Below are 20426 nucleotides of genomic sequence, written 5' to 3' on the forward strand. Positions count from 1 at the left end.
CCCCTTCCCCACAGGGGAATTGGCCCGCCACCACGCCTTGACACCCACCCTCCACGCGCCGAGCATCGAAGCGCTTCGAAAACCTCCCCCCTCCCCTCCTCCGCCAAGGGACCCACCCGTGACCGCACACCGGCCGCCCTTCCGCGACCCCGCCCTCCCCGTCGCCCGGCGCGTCGACGACCTCCTCCACCGCCTCACCGCCGACGAACGCCTCGCCCTCCTCCACCAGTTCACGCCCGGCGTCGGGCGCCTCGGCCTCGCCGCCTTCCGCACCGGCCAGGAAGCCCTGCACGGCGTCGCCTGGATGGGCCCGGCGACCGTCTTCCCGCAGGCCGTGGGGCTCGGCGCGACCTGGCACCCGGACCTCGTACGCCGGGTCGGCGAGGCGGTGTCCCGCGAGGCGCGGGCCATGCGCGCCAAGGACGACCGGGTCGGCCTCAACGTGTGGGCGCCCACCGTGAACCTGCTGCGCAACCCTCTGTGGGGCCGCGGCGAGGAGGGCTACTCCGAGGACCCGACCCTGACGTCCGCCCTCGCCACCGCGTTCACCCGCGGCCTGCGCGGCGACCACCCCCTGTACTGGCGCACCGCCCCCGTCCTCAAGCACTGGCTGGCACACAACAACGAGGCCGCCCGCGACACCTCGTCGGCCTCCGTCCGGCCGCGCGTGCTGCACGAGTACGACCTGCGAGCCTTCCGCGGCGCCGTGGAGGCCGGTGCCGTCGCCGGAGTCATGCCCGCGTACAACCTGGTCAACGGCCGCCCGAACCACCTCTCCCCCTACCTGGAGACGGAGTTGCGCGCCTGGACGGAGCAGGAGCTGCTCGTGTGCTCCGACGCGGGCGCCCCCTCCAACCTGGCCGACTCCCAGGCCTACTTCGCCACCCACGAAGAGGCCGTCGCGGCAGCCCTCCGCGCCGGCGTCGACTCCTTCACCGACCACGGAACGGACAGCACGGTCATCCTGGGCCGCCTGCGCGGAGCCCTGGAGCTCGGCCTCATCACCCCGGACGACGTCGACCGCGCGGTACGGCGCCAGCTGACCGTGCGCTGCCGGCTCGGCGAGTTCGACCCGGACTCCGGCCCGTACGCCGCCGAGGACCGCTTCGACACCCCCGAACACCGGGAGCTGGCCCGCGAGGCGGCGGAGGCGGCGGTGGTGCTGCTCAAGAACGAGGCGGTGGTGTCGTCGGCCGGTGGGACCGGTGGAGCCGGCGGGGTGAGTGGAACGGGCGACGCGGACGGCTCGGACGGCTCGGACGGCTCGGACGGCGCGACCCACGCGGACACCTCCCACGGCGCCGGCCCGCTGCTGCCGCTCGCGGACGACGGGAGCCTCCGGATCGCGGTGGTCGGACTCCTCGGCGACGCCTGCAAGCTGGACTGGTACAGCGGCGGCCTGCTCCACCGCTCGTCCCCGCTGGAGGGCCTGCGGGAGCGCTTCGGGGCCGACCGCGTGGACTTCGCCGAGGGCGTGGACCGCATCCGGCTCCGTACCGCGTCCGGCACCCGGCTGCGGGTCCCCGAAGCCGGGGACGCGGAGACCGTACGCGACTCCGTCGGCGCCCTCGATCCGGCGCTGGTCACGGGCCGCACCGACCTGCCCCCGCTGACCGCCGACGCAGAGGGCTCCGAACTCGCCTTGATCGACTGGGGCGACGGGATCCTGACCCTGCGCGCGCCCGACGGCCGGTACCTCTCGGTCGCCGACGACGGCTTCGTCCGCGCGTCGGCGGACGAGCCCGGCGGCTGGGTCGTCCAGGAGACGTTCCGGCTCGAATCCCATGGGGACGGGCACCTCCTCGTGCACCTCGGGACGGGGGACTACGTCTCTGTCGCCGCCGCGGCCGTGAAGGTTGCCGCCGATCGCGACTCCGCCGAGACGTTCACCGTCGAGACCGTCGAACGCGGCGAGGACGCGGTCGCCCGCGCCGCCGCCGCGGCCGACGTCGTGGTCGTCGTCGCCGGCAACGACCCCCACGTCAACGGCCGCGAGACCGAGGACCGCACGACCCTCGCCCTCCCCGCCCACCAGGACCGCCTGTGGCGCGCCGCCCACGCCGCCAATCCCCGTACGGTCCTCGTCCTCGTCTCCGCCTACCCGTACGCGGTCCCGGAAGCCGCGGCGGCACTCCCCGCGCTCCTCTGGACCGCCCACGGCGGCCAGGCGGCCGGCACGGCCCTCGCCCGCGTCCTCGCCGGCGACGTCTCACCGGCGGGCCGCCTCCCCCAGACCTGGTACGCCTCCGACGACGACCTGCCCGACCTCCTCGACTACGACGTGATCGGCAGCCGCCAGACCTACCTCTACTTCGACGGCACGCCCCTCTTCCCCTTCGGCCACGGCCTCTCGTACACGACCTTCGCCCATACGGACCTGACCGCCACCGTCGCCGACGGGCACACCGTCCGGATCTCCTGCACCGTCACCAACACCGGCCCCGTCCCCTCGGACGAGGTCGTCCAGATCTACGCCCGCGCCGTCACCCCGTCCGTCCCCCGCCCCCACCGTGCACTCCTCACCCACGAGCGCCTCCCCCTCACCCCCGGCACCTCCTCCACCCTCGCCTTCGCACTCCCCCTGTCCGCCCTCGGCCACTGGGACGTGGCCCACGGTCGCTGGGTCGTCGAGCCCGGCGCGTACGAGATCCAGGCGGGCGCGTCAAGCGGCGACATCCGCCGCACGGTCCGCTTCGAGGTGACCGGCACGGCCCCGAGCCCCCGCCCGGTCGTCACCCACGGCCTCGCCGCGGCCGACTACGACGACCAGTCCGGCACGCTGGTCGTCGACCGCACGAAATCCTCGGGCGACGCGGTGACCCCCTCCTCACCGGACGAACCCGGCACCCTCGCCTACCGCTCCTGCGACTTCGCCGACGGCGTGACGGAAGTGGCCGTGACGGTCGCGGGCGAGGGCACGGTCACCCTCTCCCTCGCCGCCGGCACCGCCCTCACCCGGCTGGAGGTGGCCCCGACGGGCGGCCCGTACGCCTACCGCACCCTGACCGCCCCCGTGGACGCGCGCGCCGTCGCGGACCTCCTCGTCACCCTGCACGGGCCGGTACGCCTCGCACGCCTGGACTTCCGCGGCTGACCCCGCCCCGGGAGCGGACGTGACGGCTTCAGCCGTGAACGTCACGCCGTTTTGCCGCATGACCAGGCACCCCGGGCCGGGGGCCGAGCTCACCGTGACGGCGCGCTGCATGGACGGCGGGTGTGCGGGGGAGGCGGAGCCGGCACCACGTGCGCTCGCTCAGCGCGATGGCGACACCAAGCCCAGTTCGTAGGCGATGATGACCAGCTGGACCCGGTCACGGGCGGCCAGCTTGGAGAACAGCCGTCCCACGTGGGCCTTGGCCGTGGCCGGACTGATGAAGAGCCGGCCGGCGATCTCGTCGTTGGACAGGCCGCGTCCGACGAGGGTGAGCACCTCGCGTTCCCGGTCGGTGACGCCTTCGATCGCCCCGCGCCGGGGCGCGGCCGTGGGTTCGGGGCGTGCGGCGAACTCCTCGATGAGGCGGCGGGTCACGCGCGGCGCGATCAGGGCTTCGCCGGCGGCGACCACACGGATCGCGGTGAGGATGTCGTCCAGGTCCATGTCCTTGACGAGGAATCCGCTCGCGCCGGCGCGCAGCGCGCCGTAGACGTACTCGTCGTCGTCGAAGGTGGTGAGGATGAGGACCCGTGCCGTGTTCGGGTCGGCGGTGATCAGCCGGGTCGCCTCGATGCCGTCCATGCCGGGCATGCGGATGTCCATCACGACCACATCGGGCCGGACGTCCTGGGCCAGCTGGACCGCTTCGGCGCCCGTGCCGGCTTCTCCCAGGATCTCGAGATCCGGGCAGTCCGCGATGAGTACGCGCAGCCCGGCGCGCACCAGCGGCTGGTCATCGACGAGCACGACACGCACGCGGTCAGGGGTCATCGCAGCCCCGCCGGCACCGGCAGCCGCGCCGCGACGCGGAAGCCGCCTTCGGGACGGGGTCCGGCGGTGAACTGGCCGTGCAGGAGGAAGGCCCGCTCGCGCATGCCGGTGATGCCGTATCCGATGCCCGCGGGTGTGGGCCCCTGGCCGTCGTCGGTGATCTCGATGGAGAGTTCGTCCTCCTGGTAGTCGACGACCACCCGGCACTCGTGGGTGTCCGCGTGGCGCACCACGTTGGTCAGGCCCTCCTGGATGATGCGGAAGGCGGACAGTTCGATGTCCATGGGGAGCGGGCGCCGTTCTCCTCGCCACTCCACGTCGACGACCACGCCGCCGTTCCGTGTGGTCGCGACCAGCCGGTCGACGTCCGTCATGCCCGGCGCGGGGGCCAACGGCGCCTCTTCCGGCTCGGCCTTGCGGAGGGATCCCAGCATGCGCCGCAGCCCGGCCAGGGTGTCCCGGCTGGTGGTCTCGATGACGGCCAGCGCGTTGCGGGCCTCGGCCGGCTGAGTCTCGATGACCCGGCGACCCGTGCCGGCCTGGATGGCGATGATGCCGATGCTGTGCGCGACCACGTCGTGCAACTCGCGGGCGATCCGCAGCCGCTCGACGGCGACTGCTTGCTCTGCGGCCTGGACCCGCACCGTTTCGGCGTGCTCGCGGCGCTCTTGGACGAGAGAGCCGGTCAACCAGGCAAGGGCGAGCATCAGGACGAGGAACACGATGGTGGAGACGAAGGCGTCCTGCCCGCTCCGGTAGTGGGCGGCGGCGGCGATCTGCTCGGCGAGCGTCAGCGCTGCAGCGGCGAGCGCGGTCCGGCGCGTCCGGGTGGCAGCGATCCGGGCGACGGCGAGATCGGTCAGCAGAGCCTGCAGACAGCCGATCTGCCACGCCTGCCCGGGTGCCGTGAAGGGGAACGCCGAGGCCGACTTCGACGCCGCCGTCAAGGTTGCGGCGAACGAACCGGCGAGCATCAGCGTCAGGGCCGGAAACGGTCGACGCCGTAGCAGAGGAACGGCCAGAACCGAGAGTACGGCCGGCAGGAGGAGCCGTACACCGGTGGGTTCGTGTTCGTTGAGCACCGCGACGCACAGCAGGATCGGATAGGCGAGGGCCCCGCACCAGGCCAGGGCCTGTGCCCCGGCAGGCCGCGAGCGCCAGGAGAGGGAGGCGCGGGGTGAGAGGCTCATACCGCGATCATAGGTACGGGCCGGGGCCGGGGCGTCGGCCCCGGGGCGTACGCCCCGGGGCTACAAGCGGATCCGGGGGGTGTGGCCCGCTGGCCGATGCCGTGCGGGCCCGGTCCACGGCACCGTGGGCCGGGTGATCGAAGCCAACGAACTGACGAAGCGATACGGCGCCACGACCGCCGTCGACCGCCTGACCTTCACCGTCCGTCCCGGCCACGTCACCGGGTTCCTCGGCCCCAACGGCGCCGGCAAGTCCACCACGCTGCGGATGATCCTCGGCCTGAACGACCCCAGCAGCGGCACCGTCACCGTCGACGGGCAGCCGTTCCGGGGACTCCCACGAGGGCTGCGGCACGTCGGGGCCCTGCTTGACGCCCATGACGTGGACGGGGGGCGCAGCGCACGGGCGCACCTGTCGGCACTGGCGCACAGCAACGGGCTGCCGCGGCGCCGGGTGGACGAGGTCCTGGAGGAGGTGGGTCTGACCACCGCTGCACGGCGCCGCATCGGGGGGTTCTCGCTGGGGATGAAGCAACGGCTCGGCATCGCCGCCGCGCTGCTCGGCGACCCGCCCGTCCTGCTGTTCGACGAGCCGCTCAACGGGCTGGACCCGGAGGGCGTGCTGTGGGTGCGCGGCCTGTTCCACCGGCTGGCCGCCGAGGGCCGTACGGTGCTGGTCTCCAGCCATCTCATGCGCGAGATGGAGCACACCGCCCAGCAGTTGATCGTCATCGGCCGGGGCGAGCTGATCGCCGCGGAGAACCTGGCGGAGTTCGCCGCCCGCGGCAGCCGGCTGAGCGTGACCGTCCGAACGCCCGAGGTCGCCCGGCTGGCGTCCGTCCTCACCGAGGAGGGGGCGGTCGTCCGCGGCGAGGCCGACGGGGCGTGCACGGTGACCGGCATGGGCGCGGACCGTATCGGCGAGCTCGCGTTCCACAGCCGTGTCCTGCTGCACGAACTCGCCCCCCGCTCCGCCTCCCTGGAAGAGGCGTTCATGGAACTCACCGCCGACAGCGTCGAGTACGGCGCAGGAGACGCACGATGACCGCACAGACAGTCGCCGAGCCCAAGGCGTACGTGACCGCCCCCGCCTCACCCACCCGGTTCCACCACCTCCTCATCGCCGAGTGGATCAAACTGTGGTCGCTGCGTTCCACCTACTGGGTCCTCGGAATCGGTCCCCTGGCCGTCATCGGGATCAACGTGAACTCCGCCCTGTCGAATGCCGACCGGCTGGCGCATCAGCCCGAACTGCCGCCTGCCCCACCGCCAGGGCTTCCCGAGCGGCCGCAGATGCTGTTCGATCCCCTGGCGTCCGCCTTCGTCGATCCGGCCTGGCAGCTCCTCATGGTCATCGCCGGCAGCGTCGGCGCCATCGCCGTCTTCGGCGAGTACACCAGCGGACTGATCCGCACCACCTTCGCGGCCGTTCCCGCACGCCGTGCGGTGACGACGGCCAAGATGACCGTCATGGCGGCTGTCATGCTCGCCCTCGGCACGGTCACCGCCGGCGCCTCGTTCGGCGCCACCCAGGCGATCCTGCAGGATTACCACGGCATGTCCATCGGCGACCCCGGCACGCTGCGGGCCGTTGCCGCCTCCGCGCTGCTCGCGCCGCTGTGCGCCCTCGTCGGCATGGCCCTCGCCACACTCATCCGCCACGCCGCGGGCACCGTCGTCGCTGTCGTCGGCGTGCTCCTGCTGCTGCCCGCTCTGTTCATGGGCGAGACCTATCGGTGGGTCAAGGAGATCGGCAACGCGATGCCGCTCACCGCATGGCGGGCTCTCGTCCAGAACCCTGGACGGGACCACAGCGTGGACAAGTACTCGGTATCGGTCACCGAGGGGTGGATCGTGTTCGGGGCATGGTCGCTCGTCGCGGCGGCCGTCACCGTGGCCGTCGCGCACCACCGCGATGTGTGAGCGGACCCGGTGGGTTTCTTGTTTCTCACAGCGGGTGGCCGTCGATCACCTGGCGGGCCGTGCCTACGTGACCCATCACGTAGGCCGGGAGCGGCCGGGGCGGCCGTACGAGGAGCCGAAGTCGGCGCCGCCGGCCCCGCTCGCCCGGGACCGGCGGGGTCGGACGCGAGGCGCGCACCACGACCACGACGACCATGGGGTCAAGGCGGGCGGGCGCCGACGCGGCGGGGTCTCGCCGCGCTTCCCGGTGTCAGGCCCTGAGCGTGTCGATGGCCTTCTCGATGCGTCGGCGGCGTGTGTCGGCACCCTTCGCGCTCTCGATGGCGAGTACGTGCTGGCGCTTGCGGGTGTGGGAGAGGCTGTCGTAGGCGGCGCGGACGAAGGGGTCTTCGTCCAGGGCAGCGGCGAAGTCCGGGGGTTCGACGACGACGCGGGGCTCGGTGTCGAGCTCCAGTTCGACCTCGACCTGTTCGCCGGTTTCGACACCCGCGGCCTCGCGGTTGGCCTTGCTGAGGCCGAGCAGGTGGCGGCCTCGCATGATGGCGACACGGCTCTTCCAGGAATGCCCGTTGACCGTGATCGTCACCGGGGGCCGGGCGCCTCCGCCGAGCGCGTCCACCACCTCGGGCGGGACCTCCAGGCCCCGCATGCGCTCGGGCGGCTCGACTTCGGACAGAAACTTCATGGTCTTCCTCCTGTTGGTCGGCAGGCTCACCGCGGGACCGGCTCACGGCGGGGGCGACTCACCGCGGGTACAGCTCACGGTGGGTCCGGCTCCCCACGGGTCCGGACCGCCCGGCTCCGACGGCCGCTCCGGCCGGTCGGACCGGGGTGCGGCAGCCGATGACTTCGGACGTCGCCGTCCACGTCCGCGAAGGCGCCGCCGCAGCCGCCCCCCGGCAGAGCACCGGCGGGCTTGAGGATCGTAACGCCGGCCTTCCCTGCCTCGTCGGCATATCCCGGCCACGTCGTGGATCAGTTCCCTTCCTGGACGCCTCCGATCCCCAGGGTCCTTGCCTCGCAAGGAAGTTCGGCGCTCTTTGCCTCCGCGTCCCTGTCGTCCGGGGGCTGGGCCGCCCCACCCCTACAGCCCCAACCCGTCCTCCGGCATCAAGGCCGTGGACCGGTAGACCCTGGCCGGGCGTCGAGCGGCGGTCCGACGCCCGCCTGGTCACGCGGATGAACAGGCTGCTGCGCCGGGCAGGCACCTGCCCGGCGCACGCCTCGCGGTGATCCGAACGCCTCAACCCGCCAGGCGGAACGCCGTCACCGCCAGAGCGACACCCACCGCCGCACCCGCGAGCAGAGCGGTGACAGGGGCCGTCCGGCCGACACCCTGCTCGAACGGAACGCTCGGCACGACCTTGCGAAGCACGGGCGCCGCCAGCACGACGAGACCGAAGCCGATGCCGAGGCGCCAGTACGTGTCACCCGAACACGAAGCCTGGAAGCGCCCCCCGCAGCCGCTCGGTTCCACAGCGAAGCCCGTCACCACGAGGAACAAGGCGCCGGCGTACAGCATCCGGACCGAAGGAACCCGAAGGAAGCTGAAGGAACTCCCCAGGTCAGTTGACGCCTTCGACGCATCCGGGGCCCAAGTTCCTTACCTCGTAAGGCCGGTCGGTTCCCGTGACCGTCGCGGTCGGGCCCGTTTCCGTTCGTGTCACCCGGTAGACCGCGGCCGGGGCGCCCCGGTGGTCGGGGACGGTGACGGTGGTCGTGGTGCCGGGCGGGGTGCCGGGGGCGACCAGGAGGGTGAGGCCGTCGAGCCAGGCGCCGTCGGGGCGCGAGGTGTCGGCGGCGAGGGGGAGGACGGCGCCGGGGCGGACGTAGAGGGGGAGGCCGTGGAGGTCGTGGGTCTCGTGGCGCCAGGCGGGGCCGGTGACGGTCTCGCCGGTGAGGAGGTGGGTCCAGCGGCCTTCGGGGACGTAGAACTCGACCTCGCCGCCGGGGTGCATGACGGGGGCGACGAGGAGGTCGGGGCCGAGCATGTACTGGCGGTCGAGGGTGCGGCAGGCGGGGTCGTCGGGGAATTCGAGGAGCATGGGCCGCATGAGGGGGGTGCCGGTGGTGTGGGCCTCGACGGCGGCGGCGTACAGGTAGGGCATGAGGCGGTGTTTGAGGCGGGCGAAGCGGCGGGCGACGGCGACGGCGGTGTCGCCGAACTCCCAGGGCACGCGGTAGGAGTCGCTGCCGTGGAGGCGGCTGTGGGAGGAGAGGAGGCCGAAGGCGAGCCAGCGGGTGAAGACCTCGGGCTCGGGGGTGCCTTCGAAACCGCCGATGTCGTGGCTCCAGAAGCCGAAGCCGCTGAGGGAGAGGGAGAGGCCGCCGCGCAGTGACTCGGCCATGGCCTCGAAGGAGGCCCAGCAGTCGCCGCCCCAGTGCACGGGGAACTGCTGGCCCCCGGCGGTCGCGGAGCGGGCGAAGAGGACCGCCTCGCCGGTGCCGCGCTCCTTCTCCAGGAGTTCGAAGACGGTGCGGTTGTAGAGCTGGGCGTAGTAGTTGTGCATGCGGGCGGGGTCGGAGCCGTCGTGCCAGACGACGTCGGTGGGGACGCGCTCGCCGAAGTCGGTCTTGAAGCAGTCGACGCCCTGGGCGAGCAGGGGGCGCAGCTTGTCCTGGAACCAGGTCCTGGCCTCGGGGTTCGTGAAGTCGACGAGGGCCATGCCGGGCTGCCAGAGGTCCCATTGCCAGACGTCGCCGTCGGGTCGGCGGACGAGGAGGCCCCGCTCGGCGCCCTCGGCGAAGAGTGCGGACTTCTGGGCGACGTACGGGTTGATCCAGAGGCCGACGCGCAGGCCGCGCTCCTTGAGGCGGGCGATGGTCCCGGCCGGGTCGGGGAAGGCGTCGGGGTCCCAGCGGAAGTCCGACCACTGGTACTCGCGCATCCAGAAGCAGTCGAAGTGGAAGACGGAGAGCGGGATGTCGCGCTCGGCCATGCCGTCGACGAAGGAGGTGACGGTCGCCTCGTCGTAGCGGGTGGTGAACGAGGTGGTCAGCCAGAGGCCGAAGGACCAGGGCGGCGGGAGGGCGGGGCGGCCGGTGAGCGCGGTGTAGCGGGCGAGGACGTCCTTGGGGGTGGGGCCGGCGACGACCAGGTACTCCAGGGTCTGGTCCTCGACGCTGAACTGGACCTGGCCGACGGCTTCGGATCCGACCTCGAAGGAGACGCGTCCGGGGTGGTCGACGAAGACGCCGTAGCCGCGGGAGGAGAGGTAGAACGGGATGTTCTTGTAGGCCTGTTCGCTGCTGGTGCCGCCGTCGGCCTGCCAGATGTCGACGCTCTGGCCGTTCTTCACGAAGGGGGTGAAGCGTTCGCCGAGGCCGTAGATCTGCTCGCCGACGCCGAGCGCGAGCTGGACGGCCATGTGGTGGGCGCCGTCGGGGGTGGTGACGAAGGCGGTGCCCTTGCGGCCCGCCTCGGTGAGGAGTCGCCCGTCGGCGTCCGTGAAGCTCAGCGTCCAGGGCACCGCGCGGTCCAGGCGCAACCGCAGCGGCCCGGAGGCGAGTTCGACGACCGGTCCGTCCTCGTGGACCGCGCCGGCGCCCGGTCCGCCGTCGGCCAGGGCGAAGTCCGGTCCGCGGTGGGCCTTTCCGGCGTGGTGGGTGACGCGGACCCCGATGACGCCCTCGGCGCGGGCGCGGCACTCCACGGTCAGGAGGGCGGAGTTCAGGGTGTCGCCGCGGGTCAGGACCCGCTTGACGGAGGCGTAGGCGGTGAAGCCGTCGGCTTCGGTGCGCAGGTCGCGGACTTCGGTGGCGTACGAGGCGTGGACGCCTTCGCGCATGAGCCAGAAGCCGTCGGTGAACTTCATGCGGGTCCTTGGGGGCGGGGTCGGAGGGGCTCCGCGGAGCCCCCAATAGTTATCCCAGAAAACAAAACGGTGAACCAGCCCCGGCGCCCCCTCGGATCCCGCGCGATAGAAAACGCTTTCACGAACCCTGCGCGAAGCATTGACGAAACACCGACGCCCCCCTAGCTTCATGCCCGTTGCACTTCGTACGTCATATATGAGACGCGATACACGAGATCTGAGAGTGCTCCATGGCCTTCGCCCCCAGCCCCATCCCGTCCCGCACCCAGTACGTCCTGGAAGCGATCAAGCACGACATCCTCACCGGGGGCCTCAGACCCGGACAGGCACTCGTGGAGACCGAACTCGCCGCGCGCTTCGGAGTGTCGAAGACCCCGGTGCGCGAGGCGCTCAAGACCCTCGCGGGCAGCGGGCTCGTGGTGATGAACCAGTACAAGGGCGTCACGGTCCGGATGGTCGACGCGGACATGGCCCGCGCCGTCTACGACGTGCGCCTGCTCCTGGAACCCGAGGCGGTCCGCCGCGCGGTCGCCTCGGGCGCCCCGCTCGACACCGCGCACGAGGCGCTCCGCCGGGCCGCCGCGGCCGAGGACCCCGCGGAACGCTCCCTCGCCAACAGGGAGTTCCACCGCGCGCTCTACCTGCCCTGCGGCAACCCGCTGCTCGGCCGGATGCTCGACGAGGTCCGCGACCAGGCCGCCCTGGTCTCCACCGTCGCCTGGGCCGCCGTCCCCTCCTGGGAACGCGAGGCCGCGGAGCACGAGGAGATCCTGCGGCTCGCCGCCGCGGGCGACGCCGCCGGGGCCGGCCGGGCCGTACACGACCACATCGCCTCCTTCGTCGAACGCGCCTTCCCGTAGCCGTAGTCGTAACCGTCCCCTGGCGGGCGCCTTCGCCGAACGGGCGCTCCCCCTCCCCCGTGAACAGCGGGCGGGTGCCCACCCCTTGGGCTCCGGCCCGTGAACGAACTGCGAGGCACCATGGAATTCGAGACAATGAGGGCCGCCCTCGCCGACGTCGTGGCGATCCCGGTCACCCCCTTCGCCGAGGACGGCTCGGTCGACACCGCCGCCCACCGCGCGCTGCTGCGGCGGCTGCTCGACGGCGGGGTCCGCACCCTCACCCCGAACGGCAACACCGGCGAGTTCTACGCCCTCACCCCCGAGGAGCGCCGCGCCGTCACCGAGGCGACCGTCGAGGAGGCGGGCGGGCGGGCCGTGATCCTGGTCGGCGTCGGCCACGACGTGCCGACCGCGGTCGAGGCCGCCCGGCACGCCCACGCCACCGGCGCCGACATGCTGATGGTCCACCAGCCCGTCCACCCGTACGTCTCCGAGAGCGGCTGGGTCGACTACCACCGCGCCATCGCCGAGGCCGTCCCCGAACTCGGCGTCGTCCCCTACATCCGCAACCCGCTCCTGAGCGGGGCACGGCTCGCCGAGCTCGGCGCCGCCTGCCCGAACGTCGTCGGCGTGAAGTACGCGGTGCCCGACGCGGCCCGCTTCGCCGGCTTCGCGCGGGACGCGGGCCTCGACCGGTTCGTCTGGGTGGCCGGCCTCGCCGAGCCGTACGCCCCGGCCTACTTCGCGAGCGGCGCGACCGGCTTCACCTCCGGCCTGGTCAACGTCTCCCCCGGGCTCTCCCTGGAGATGCTGCACGCGCTGCGGGCCGGCGACTACCCGACGGCGATGAAGGTGTGGGAGCGGATCCGCCGCTTCGAGGAACTGCGCGCGGCGAACGGCAGCGCGGACAACGTGACGGTGGTCAAGGAGGCCCTCGCCTCCCTCGGCCTGTGCCGCCGCGCGATCCGCCCGCCGAGCCGCGAACTCCCCGAGGCGGCGCGGGCCGAGGTCGCGGCGATCGTCGGCGGGTGGCCGATATGAGCCCCGAGCCGGACGGTGGGGGCCGCGTGCCTGTCCACGCGGGCCACGCGCCCGCCGGGACGAACCACGAGCCCGCCGGGACGAACCCCGAGGCCGATGGTGGGGGCCCCGAGCCCGGCGGCGGGGGCCGCAGGCCCGAAGAGCTCCGCGGACCCGAGGAAGTCCGCAGGCCCGAACAGCTCCGCAGCCACCAGTGGTTCGGCACGGACGGGTTGCGCTCGTTCAGTCATCGGGCCCGGACCCGGCAGCTCGGGTACCTGCCCGAGGAGCACCTCGGGAAGCCGGTGATCGCGATCCTCAACACCTGGTCCGACATCAACCCCTGCCACGTCCATCTGCGCGACCGGGCCCAGGCGGTGAAGCGGGGCGTGTGGCAGGCCGGGGGCTTCCCGTTGGAGTTCCCCGTCTCCACGCTGTCGGAGACGTTCCAGAAGCCGACGCCGATGCTCTACCGCAACCTCCTCTCCCTGGAGACGGAGGAGTTGCTGCGCTCGTACCCGGTGGACGGGGCGGTCCTGATGGGCGGCTGCGACAAGACGACGCCGGCGCTGCTGATGGGCGCCGCCTCGGTCGACCTGCCGACCGTGTTCGTGCCGGCCGGTCCGATGCTGCCGGGCCACTGGCGCGGCGAGCGGCTCGGCTCCGGTACGGACATGTGGAAGTACTGGGACGAGAAGCGGGCCGGGCTGATCGGCGACTGCGAGATGGCCGAGCTGGAGAGCGGGCTCGCCCGCTCACCGGGCCACTGCATGACGATGGGCACGGCGTCCACGCTCACCGCCGCCGCCGAGACGCTGGGCGTGACGGTGCCGGGCGCCTCCTCGGTGCCGGCGGTCGACTCCGGGCACGACCGGATGGCGGCGGCCTCGGGCCTGCGGATCGTGGAGCTCGTACGGCGGGACCTGCGGCTGTCGGCGCTGCTGACCCGGGAGGCGTACGAGGACGCGGTCGCGGCGGTCCTGGCGCTCGGCGGCTCGACCAACGCCGTCATCCACCTGATCGCCATGGCCGGGCGCTCCGGGGTGGAGCTCACCCTCGACGACTTCGACCGGATCGCCCGCACGGTGCCGGTGCTGGCGAACCTGCGGCCCGGCGGGCGGTACCTGATGGAGGACTTCCACTTCGCGGGCGGCATGACCGGGTTCCTGTCGCGGCTCACCGACGTGCTGCACCTGGACCGGCCGACCGTCTCGCACGGGAGCCTGCGGGAGCAGCTCGCCGGCGCGCTCGTGCACGACGACGAGGTGATCCGGGACCGGGCGAGGCCGCTGGCCGCCGAGGGCGGGGTCGCGGTGCTGCGCGGCAACCTCTGTCCGGACGGCGCCGTCATCAAGCACGTCGCGGCCGAGCCGCGGCTGCTGAAGCACACCGGCCCGGCGGTCGTCTTCGACGACTACCGGACGATGCAGCGGACCATCGACGACCCGGCGCTCGGCATCACCGCCGACCACGTGCTCGTGCTGCGCGGCGCGGGCCCCAAGGGCGGGCCCGGGATGCCGGAGTACGGCATGCTGCCCATTCCCCGCCACCTCCTGGAGCAGGGGGTGCGGGACATGGTCCGGATCTCCGACGCCCGGATGAGCGGGACGAGTTACGGGGCCTGTGTGCTGCACGTGGCGCCCGAGTCCCATGTCGGCGGACCGCTCGCCCTCGTCCGTACGGGCGACACGATCACCCTCGACGTCGCGGCGCGCTCCCTCCACCTGCACGTCACGGACGAGGAGTTGAGCGGCCGTCGGGCCGCGTGGACACCGCCGCCGGCCCGGTACGGGCGCGGCTACGGCGCGCTGTACATGGAGCAGGTCTCGCAGGCCGACACCGGCTGCGACTTCGCCTTCCTGTCCCGGCCGGGGACCACCCCCGATCCGTACGCGGGCTGAGCCCCACCGGTCCCGCACGTTCCGGCCGTACGTCCGGCCGCACGTCCCCGCCCCGTCCGCCTGTCCGAAATCTCGAACGTCGTTCGCGAAGCGCTTCACCGAGAACGGAGCCGCCGTCATGGCCTCAGCTGTGACCCCACCGCCCCCGGCCGCACCGGCACGGGCACGCCGCCGCACGGGGGCGAATCCCCGCCGACTGCCGTACCTGCTGATCGCCCCGGCCGGACTGCTGATGCTGGGCTTCATCGCCTACCCGGTGCTCAGCGTCTTCTACTACAGCCTCCAGCACTACAACCCCACGAAGCCCTGGCGGAACGGGTTCGCGGGCCTGGACAACTTCACGCGGATCTTCACCGACGACCCGCACTTCTGGGGGACCTTGACCTTCAGCCTGAAGTGGGTCGTCGTCGAGGTGACGCTGCAGCTGCTCTTCGGGCTCGCGCTCGCCCTCATCGTGAACCAGACGTTCGTCGGCCGCGCGCTGGGCCGGGCCCTGGTGTTCTCGCCGTGGGCGGTCTCGGGCGTGCTCACCTCGGCGATCTGGGTGCTGCTCTACAACTCCCAGACGGGCATCAGTCGTTACCTCGCGGATCTGGGCATGGGCACGTACGGCACGTCCTGGCTCTCGGACACCTCCACCGTGTTCCCGGCGGCGATCGTCGCGGACCTCTGGCGCGGGGTGCCGTTCTTCGCGATCCTCATCCTGGCCGACCTCCAGTCCGTACCGAAGGACCTGTACGAGGCGGCCGAGGTCGACGGGGCGGGTCGGATCCGCCAGTTCGTCCACATCACGCTCCCCCACATCCGGGACGCGATCGTCCTGTCGACGCTGCTGCGGGCGGTCTGGGAGTTCAACAACGTCGACCTGCTGTACACGCTGACCGGCGGCGGCCCGGCGGGCGAGACGACCACGCTGCCGCTGTACGTGGCGCACACCAGCGTCGACGCCCACAACTTCGGATACGCCTCCGCCCTCACCACGGTGGCGTTCGTGATCCTTCTCTTCTGCTCGATGGTCTATCTGCGCCTGAGCAGGTTCGGAGGCGACGGCAAGTGACAGCCGAGTCGACAGTGACGGCCGAGTCCACCCCGAGCGCGGCCCCGGCCGCCCCCGCGGCCGCCCCGCCGCCCGACCGGACCCCGCCCGCCACCCCGCGCGGCCGGCACCGGGCCTGGGACGAGGTGCCCCGCTGGCAGATCTACCTGCCGCTCGGGATCTACCTCCTCTTCACCCTCGTCCCCTTCTACTGGATCCTGCTCTTCGCCCTCCGGCCCGCCGGCTCCACCTCGCTCGTGCCGTGGCCGATGACCACCGCGCACTTCGAGAAGGTGTGGAACGAGCGCAGCTTCGGCGTCTTCTTCCAGAACAGCCTGCTCATCGGCGTCGCGGTCCTGGTGATGACGACGGTCGTCGCGCTGGCCGGCGGATACGCCCTCGCCCGCTTCGACTTCCGGATCAAGAAGGGCTTCATGCTGGCCCTGCTGTGCTCCCAGTTCGTGCCGGGCGCGCTGCTCCTCGTGCCGCTCTTCCAGATCTTCGCCGAGCTGCGGATGATCAACTCGCTCGGCAGCGTCATCATCGCCGAGACGGTCTTCCAGCTCCCGCTGTCGATGATCCTCATCAGCGGCTTCATCAGGAACGTGCCGTACTCCCTGGAGGAGGCGGCCTGGGTCGACGGCTGCAACCGGTTCCACGCCTTCCGGATCGTCGTCCTGCCGCTCCTGCGGCCCGGGCTGGTCGCCGTCGGCTCGTTCGCCTTCGTCCACGCCTGGAACCACTTCCTCTTCGCCCTGATGTTCCTCAGCAGCCAGGACAAGCAGACGATCCCCGTCGGCCTCAACACCCTCATGGGCGCCGACAGCGTCGACCTCGGCGCACTCGCCGCGGGCGGCGTCATCGCCGCCGTGCCCGTCGTCGTCGTCTTCGCCTTCATCCAGAAGTGGCTGGTCACCGGCTTCAGCGCCGGGGCGGTGAAGGGATGAACGGCACCCCCACGGACAAGGAACACATGACCCCCGCACGCACCCCGCTGCCGGTCGTCCTCGCGGGCGCCCGCGGCCACGGCCGCAGCCACCTCCTCAACATCCGCCGCCTCGAAGAGCGCGGGCTCGTCCGGCTCGCCGGCGTCTGCGAGCTGCGCCCGCTGGACGCGGCCGAACTGGACGGCATCGGAGACCCCGAGCAGTCCGCCGACTTCGAGGCGCTCCTCGCCTCCACCGGCGCCCGGATCGCCGTGCTGTCCACCCCCATCCAGACCCACACCGACATGGCGCTCGCCGCCGCCCGGCACGGGGCGCACGTCCTCCTGGAGAAGCCGCCCGCCCCGTCGTACGCGGAGTTCCGCCGGATGGCCGACGGCGTCGAGGCCGCCGGGGTGGCCTGCCAGATCGGCTTCCAGTCGCTCGGCTCGCACGCCGTGCCCGCGATCCGCCGCCTGATCGAGGAGGGCGCCGTCGGTGAACTCCTCGGGGTCGGGGCGGCCGGCGCCTGGGTCCGCGACGAGGCCTACTTCCGCCGCGTGCCCTGGGCCGGGCACCGGCGGCTCGACGGCACCGACGTCGTCGACGGGGCGCTCACCAACCCGCTCGCCCACGCCGTCGCCACCGCCCTCGCGCTCTCCGGCTCCACCCGCGCGGAGGACGTCGAGCACATCGAGACCGAACTCCTCCGCGCGCACGCGATCGAGTCCGACGACACCTCCGCGGTACGGGTGGTGACCTCGGCCGGCACCCAGGTCACGGTCGCCGCCACCCTCTGCGCCGAGAAGTCCTCGGAGCCGTACGCGGTCGTCCACGGCACCCGCGGCCGCATCACCTTCTGGTACCGGCAGGACCGGGTCCTCGTCCAGCGCGCGGGACACGGACCCGAGGAGACCGAGTACGGCCGCACCGACCTCCTGGAGAACCTCGTCGCGCACGTCACGGACGGCGAGCCGCTGCGGGTGCCGCCGGCGGCGACCGGTGCGTTCATGCGGGTCGTCGAGGCGGTCCGGACCGCCCCGGACCCGCTGGCGATCCCCGACGCACACTGGCACGCCGAGCCCGGCGAGAGCGCGCCGCGCCGGGTCGTCGACGGCGTCGACACCCTGGTCGACGCCAGCGCCGACGGGCTGCGGCTCTTCTCCGAACTCGGCGCCACCTGGGCGCCGTCGCACCGGGCGGAGGCCCGATGACCCCCGAGCCGCCGGTCCTGCTGCGCTGCGCGGGCCGCACCGTCGCCCGCTACACCACCCGGCCCGACCTCGCCCCCGGCCACGCTCCGCGGCCGCATCTGCACCCCGTCACCACCCTCGCCGGCCGCGTGGTCACCGAGACCCTGCCCCACGACCACCCGCACCACCTGGGAGCGGGCATCGCCGTCGCCGACGTCGACGGCCGCAACTTCTGGGGCGGCCGCACCTTCGTCCGCGACCGCGGCCCCGTCGAGCTCGACAACCACGGCGTGCAGCGGCACGACGGGTTCAAGCTGTGCGACCCGGACGGCTTCGTCGAGGAGCTGAGCTGGATCGCCGGCGGCGAGCGGCTGCTGCGCGAGCACCGCACCGTCGCGGCCACCGCCCTCACCGACTCCGCCTGGGCCCTCGACCTCACCTTCTCCCTCACCAACACCTCGGGCCGCGACCTCTCCCTCGGCAGCCCCGCGACCAACGGCCGCCCCGGCGCCGCGTACGGCGGCTTCTTCTGGCGCGCGCCCAAGGAGACCGCGCCGCCGACGGCGTTCGGCCCGGACGGAGGCGGAGGCGGAGGCGGAAGCGGTGCGAGCAGCTCCGGCGCGGGTGGCGCAGGTGCTGCAAGCGGCCCCGGCACGGGTGCTGCTGCAAGCGGCCCCGACACGGACGGCGAGGCCGCCGTGCACGGCTTCACCGCGGACTGGGTGGCGCTCGCGGGCGAGGACTGGACCCTGGTGTTCGCCGGGGCGACCGCGCGGACGCGCAGCGACCCCTGGTTCGTGCGCGCCGCCGAGTACCCCGGCGTCGGCTCCTCGCTCGCCCACGCCGGGCGCCTCGCGGTGCCGGCCGGGGAGACCCTCGTACGGCGGGTGGTGACCGTCGTCGCCGACGGCCGGCTCGACCGGTCCGGGGCGGCGGCGCTGGTCCGCAGGGCGGTGGCGCCGTGACCGGGGCGGCCCGGGGGCGTCGACCCGGCCCCGCGAAGGACGTGGTCGCGGGTCGGGCGACCGTCACCGGCGACCTGGGCGACGGCACGTACCGCAACCCGGTCCTGGCGGCGGACTGGTCGGACCCGGACGTCCTGCGGGTGGGCGAGGACTACTACCTGACCGCGTCCAGCTTCGGCCGCGCACCCGGGCTGCCGCTGCTGCACTCCCGGGACCTGGTCAACTGGACCCTCGTCGGCCACGCGCTGGAACGGCTCGAACCGGCCGCCGCGTTCACCTCCCCGCAGCACGACCGCGGGGTGTGGGCGCCGTCGCTGCGCCACCACGACGGCCGGTTCTGGATCTTCTGGGGCGACCCGGACCACGGGATCCATCAGATCAACTCCCGCTCCGTACGCGGTCCGTGGACCAGACCGCACCTGGTGAAGGCCGGCCGGGGCCTGATCGACGCCTGCCCGCTGTGGGACGACGCCTCCGGCGAGGCGTACCTCGTGCACGCCCTCGCCAAGTCCCGCGCCGGGGTGAACAACCGGCTGGTCGGGCACCGGATGAGCCCGGACGGCAGCAAGGTCCTCGACGAGGGCCGGGTGCTCGTGGACGCCGACCGGATCCCCGGCTGGTTCACCCTGGAAGGGCCCAAGCTGTACCGGCACGACGGCTGGTTCTGGATCCTCGCCCCGGCCGGGGGCGTGGCCACCGGCTGGCAGGGCGCGCTCCGGTCGCGGTCGTTCGCCGGCCCGTACGAGGAGCGGATCGTCCTGGCGCAGGGCGACACCGACGTCAACGGCCCGCACCAGGGCGGCTGGGTGCGCACCCAGCACGGCGAGGACTGGTTCCTGCACTTCCAGCAGGCGGGCGCGCACGGCAGGGTCGTGCACCTCCAGCCGATGCGCTGGGACGGGGACGGCTGGCCGGTGCTCGGCGACGGCGGCGCCCCGGTCCGTGTGCACCGCAAGCCGGACCTGCCCGAGCAGCCCGTCGCCCGTCCGGCGGTCGACGACACCTTTCCCGGCGGGCGCCACGGCCGCCAGTGGCAGTGGACCGCCAACCCGGACGAGGGCTGGGCCACCCACCACGCCGGTGACGGCCTGCGCCTCGGCTGCGTCCGTACGGAGCGCCTGGACGACCTCCGGAGCGTGCCGCACGTCCTCACCCAGCGGCTGCCCGCCGGTGCCGGCGTCGTCGAGGTCGGTCTGCGGCTGGACGGCGAGGCGCCCGGTGCCCGCGCCGGACTCGTCGTCCTGGGCGACGCGTACGCCTGGATCGGGCTCGAACGCGCCCCTGACGGCACCGTCCGCCTGGTCCACCGCTTCGCCCCGGCCGGCGCCCGCGCCGAGCGGGACGCGGCGCACTCCCGGCCCCTGGACGGGGACCGGGTCCGGCTGCGGATCGAGGTCACGGAGGACGCGCGCTGCCGCTTCTCGTACGCCTCCGACGGCGCCGCGGAACCGGTCCGGCTCGGTCCGGAGTTCGCGGCCACGCCCTGGCGGTGGGTCGGCGCGCTCCTCGGCCTGTTCGCGGGCGCCCCGGTGGGCGCGGGGCAGGCCGGGACGGCCGTGTTCTCCGCCTTCCGCTTCACCCCCGGGCTCCCTCCCCGAGAGCCGCCCCCTGAGGGTCACCCCCCGGGCGCCCTCCCCGAGGGCCGCCCTCTGAGGTTCACCCCCTGAGCTCCCCCACATCCCCATCCTCGCAA

General features: G+C 73.1%; 16 protein-coding genes. 11 read left to right on the top strand and 5 right to left on the bottom strand.

Going from position 1 to position 20426, the window contains the following annotated elements:
• Nucleotides 1-118: 118 nt before the first annotated feature.
• A complete protein-coding gene (locus ACIQFX_RS16450) occupies nt 119-3094 on the top strand; it encodes a glycoside hydrolase family 3 C-terminal domain-containing protein (RefSeq protein WP_402463527.1) in 2976 nt (991 codons plus the stop codon).
• 159 nt (nt 3095-3253) lie between these two features.
• Here the strand turns inward: ACIQFX_RS16450 and ACIQFX_RS16455 are convergent, their stop codons facing one another.
• Both ACIQFX_RS16455 and ACIQFX_RS16460 read right to left on the bottom strand, forming a co-directional pair.
• Nucleotides 3254-3925 (bottom strand): response regulator, encoded by a 672-nt coding sequence (locus tag ACIQFX_RS16455; RefSeq protein ID WP_402463530.1) that lies wholly within the window; start codon nt 3923-3925, stop codon nt 3254-3256.
• Nucleotides 3922-5115, bottom strand: a complete 1194-nt coding sequence (locus ACIQFX_RS16460; RefSeq protein ID WP_402463533.1) for a sensor histidine kinase — start codon at nt 5113-5115, stop codon at nt 3922-3924. The genes ACIQFX_RS16455 and ACIQFX_RS16460 overlap by 4 nt, the downstream gene beginning before the upstream one ends.
• Before the next feature lie 133 nt (nt 5116-5248).
• Between ACIQFX_RS16460 and ACIQFX_RS16465 the strand changes: the two genes are divergently transcribed.
• Nucleotides 5249-6160, top strand: coding sequence for an ABC transporter ATP-binding protein (locus ACIQFX_RS16465; RefSeq protein WP_402463536.1), 912 nt, complete (start codon nt 5249-5251; stop codon nt 6158-6160).
• Entirely contained in the window at nt 6157-7038 is an 882-nt protein-coding gene (locus tag ACIQFX_RS16470) for an ABC transporter permease (protein WP_402463539.1), read from the top strand. The genes ACIQFX_RS16465 and ACIQFX_RS16470 overlap by 4 nt, the downstream gene beginning before the upstream one ends.
• Before the next feature lie 250 nt (nt 7039-7288).
• On the opposite strand, the gene ACIQFX_RS16475 is transcribed toward ACIQFX_RS16470, so the two are convergent.
• From ACIQFX_RS16475 to yicI, 3 genes are all read right to left on the bottom strand, one after another.
• Nucleotides 7289-7723 (bottom strand): YdeI/OmpD-associated family protein, encoded by a 435-nt coding sequence (locus ACIQFX_RS16475; RefSeq protein WP_402463542.1) that lies wholly within the window; start codon nt 7721-7723, stop codon nt 7289-7291.
• A 558-nt stretch (nt 7724-8281) separates the two neighbouring features.
• Nucleotides 8282-8560 (bottom strand): hypothetical protein, encoded by a 279-nt coding sequence (locus tag ACIQFX_RS16480; RefSeq protein WP_402463544.1) that lies wholly within the window; start codon nt 8558-8560, stop codon nt 8282-8284.
• A 43-nt stretch (nt 8561-8603) separates the two neighbouring features.
• Nucleotides 8604-10853, bottom strand: coding sequence for an alpha-xylosidase (yicI, locus tag ACIQFX_RS16485; protein WP_402463547.1), 2250 nt, complete (start codon nt 10851-10853; stop codon nt 8604-8606).
• A 230-nt stretch (nt 10854-11083) separates the two neighbouring features.
• On the opposite strand from yicI, the gene ACIQFX_RS16490 reads away from it, so the two are divergent.
• The 8 genes from ACIQFX_RS16490 (at nt 11084) to ACIQFX_RS16525 (ending at nt 20400) form a co-directional block, all read left to right on the top strand.
• Nucleotides 11084-11713, top strand: coding sequence for a GntR family transcriptional regulator (locus ACIQFX_RS16490; RefSeq protein WP_402463550.1), 630 nt, complete (start codon nt 11084-11086; stop codon nt 11711-11713).
• Between the two features lie 120 nt (nt 11714-11833).
• Nucleotides 11834-12736, top strand: a complete 903-nt coding sequence (locus ACIQFX_RS16495) for a dihydrodipicolinate synthase family protein (protein WP_402463553.1) — start codon at nt 11834-11836, stop codon at nt 12734-12736.
• Entirely contained in the window at nt 12733-14616 is a 1884-nt protein-coding gene (gene araD / locus ACIQFX_RS16500) for an L-arabinonate dehydratase (protein ID WP_402463843.1), read from the top strand. Before ACIQFX_RS16495 ends, araD begins: the two co-directional genes overlap by 4 nt.
• A gap of 118 nt (nt 14617-14734) precedes the next feature.
• On the top strand, nt 14735-15673 hold the full coding sequence (locus tag ACIQFX_RS16505; protein WP_402463556.1) for a carbohydrate ABC transporter permease: 939 nt from the start codon (nt 14735-14737) through the stop codon (nt 15671-15673).
• Between the two features lie 14 nt (nt 15674-15687).
• Nucleotides 15688-16599: a carbohydrate ABC transporter permease gene (locus ACIQFX_RS16510; RefSeq protein WP_402463845.1), complete on the top strand. Its 912-nt coding sequence runs from the start codon at nt 15688-15690 to the stop codon at nt 16597-16599.
• A 26-nt stretch (nt 16600-16625) separates the two neighbouring features.
• Nucleotides 16626-17789 carry a Gfo/Idh/MocA family protein gene (locus tag ACIQFX_RS16515; RefSeq protein ID WP_402463559.1) on the top strand — a complete coding sequence of 388 codons (1164 nt, stop codon included), beginning with the start codon at nt 16626-16628 and terminating at the stop codon, nt 17787-17789.
• Nucleotides 17786-18733 carry a PmoA family protein gene (locus tag ACIQFX_RS16520; RefSeq protein ID WP_402463561.1) on the top strand — a complete coding sequence of 316 codons (948 nt, stop codon included), beginning with the start codon at nt 17786-17788 and terminating at the stop codon, nt 18731-18733. The genes ACIQFX_RS16515 and ACIQFX_RS16520 overlap by 4 nt, the downstream gene beginning before the upstream one ends.
• Before the next feature lie 41 nt (nt 18734-18774).
• Complete coding sequence (locus ACIQFX_RS16525; protein ID WP_402463847.1) at nt 18775-20400, top strand: family 43 glycosylhydrolase; 1626 nt, start codon at nt 18775-18777, stop codon at nt 20398-20400.
• Nucleotides 20401-20426: the final 26 nt, after the last annotated feature.

The organism is Streptomyces sp. NPDC093089 (genome assembly GCF_044754405.1).
In the GTDB taxonomy this organism is placed as follows: Bacteria; Actinomycetota; Actinomycetes; order Streptomycetales; family Streptomycetaceae; genus Streptomyces.

Bases quoted from the DNA above. Each gene is read 5' to 3' on its own strand.
- ACIQFX_RS16455 (WP_402463530.1), bottom strand. From the start codon at position 3,925: ATGACCCCTGACCGCGTGCGTGTCGTGCTCGTCGATGACCAGCCGCTG.
- ACIQFX_RS16460 (WP_402463533.1), bottom strand. From the start codon at position 5,115: ATGAGCCTCTCACCCCGCGCCTCCCTCTCCTGGCGCTCGCGGCCTGCC.
- ACIQFX_RS16470 (WP_402463539.1), top strand. From the start codon at position 6,157: ATGACCGCACAGACAGTCGCCGAGCCCAAGGCGTACGTGACCGCCCCC.
- ACIQFX_RS16475 (WP_402463542.1), bottom strand. From the start codon at position 7,723: ATGAAGTTTCTGTCCGAAGTCGAGCCGCCCGAGCGCATGCGGGGCCTG.
- ACIQFX_RS16480 (WP_402463544.1), bottom strand. From the start codon at position 8,560: ATGCTGTACGCCGGCGCCTTGTTCCTCGTGGTGACGGGCTTCGCTGTG.
- yicI (WP_402463547.1), bottom strand. From the start codon at position 10,853: ATGAAGTTCACCGACGGCTTCTGGCTCATGCGCGAAGGCGTCCACGCC.
- ACIQFX_RS16490 (WP_402463550.1), top strand. From the start codon at position 11,084: ATGGCCTTCGCCCCCAGCCCCATCCCGTCCCGCACCCAGTACGTCCTG.
- ACIQFX_RS16495 (WP_402463553.1), top strand. From the start codon at position 11,834: ATGGAATTCGAGACAATGAGGGCCGCCCTCGCCGACGTCGTGGCGATC.
- araD (WP_402463843.1), top strand. From the start codon at position 12,733: ATGAGCCCCGAGCCGGACGGTGGGGGCCGCGTGCCTGTCCACGCGGGC.
- ACIQFX_RS16505 (WP_402463556.1), top strand. From the start codon at position 14,735: ATGGCCTCAGCTGTGACCCCACCGCCCCCGGCCGCACCGGCACGGGCA.
- ACIQFX_RS16515 (WP_402463559.1), top strand. From the start codon at position 16,626: ATGACCCCCGCACGCACCCCGCTGCCGGTCGTCCTCGCGGGCGCCCGC.
- ACIQFX_RS16520 (WP_402463561.1), top strand. From the start codon at position 17,786: ATGACCCCCGAGCCGCCGGTCCTGCTGCGCTGCGCGGGCCGCACCGTC.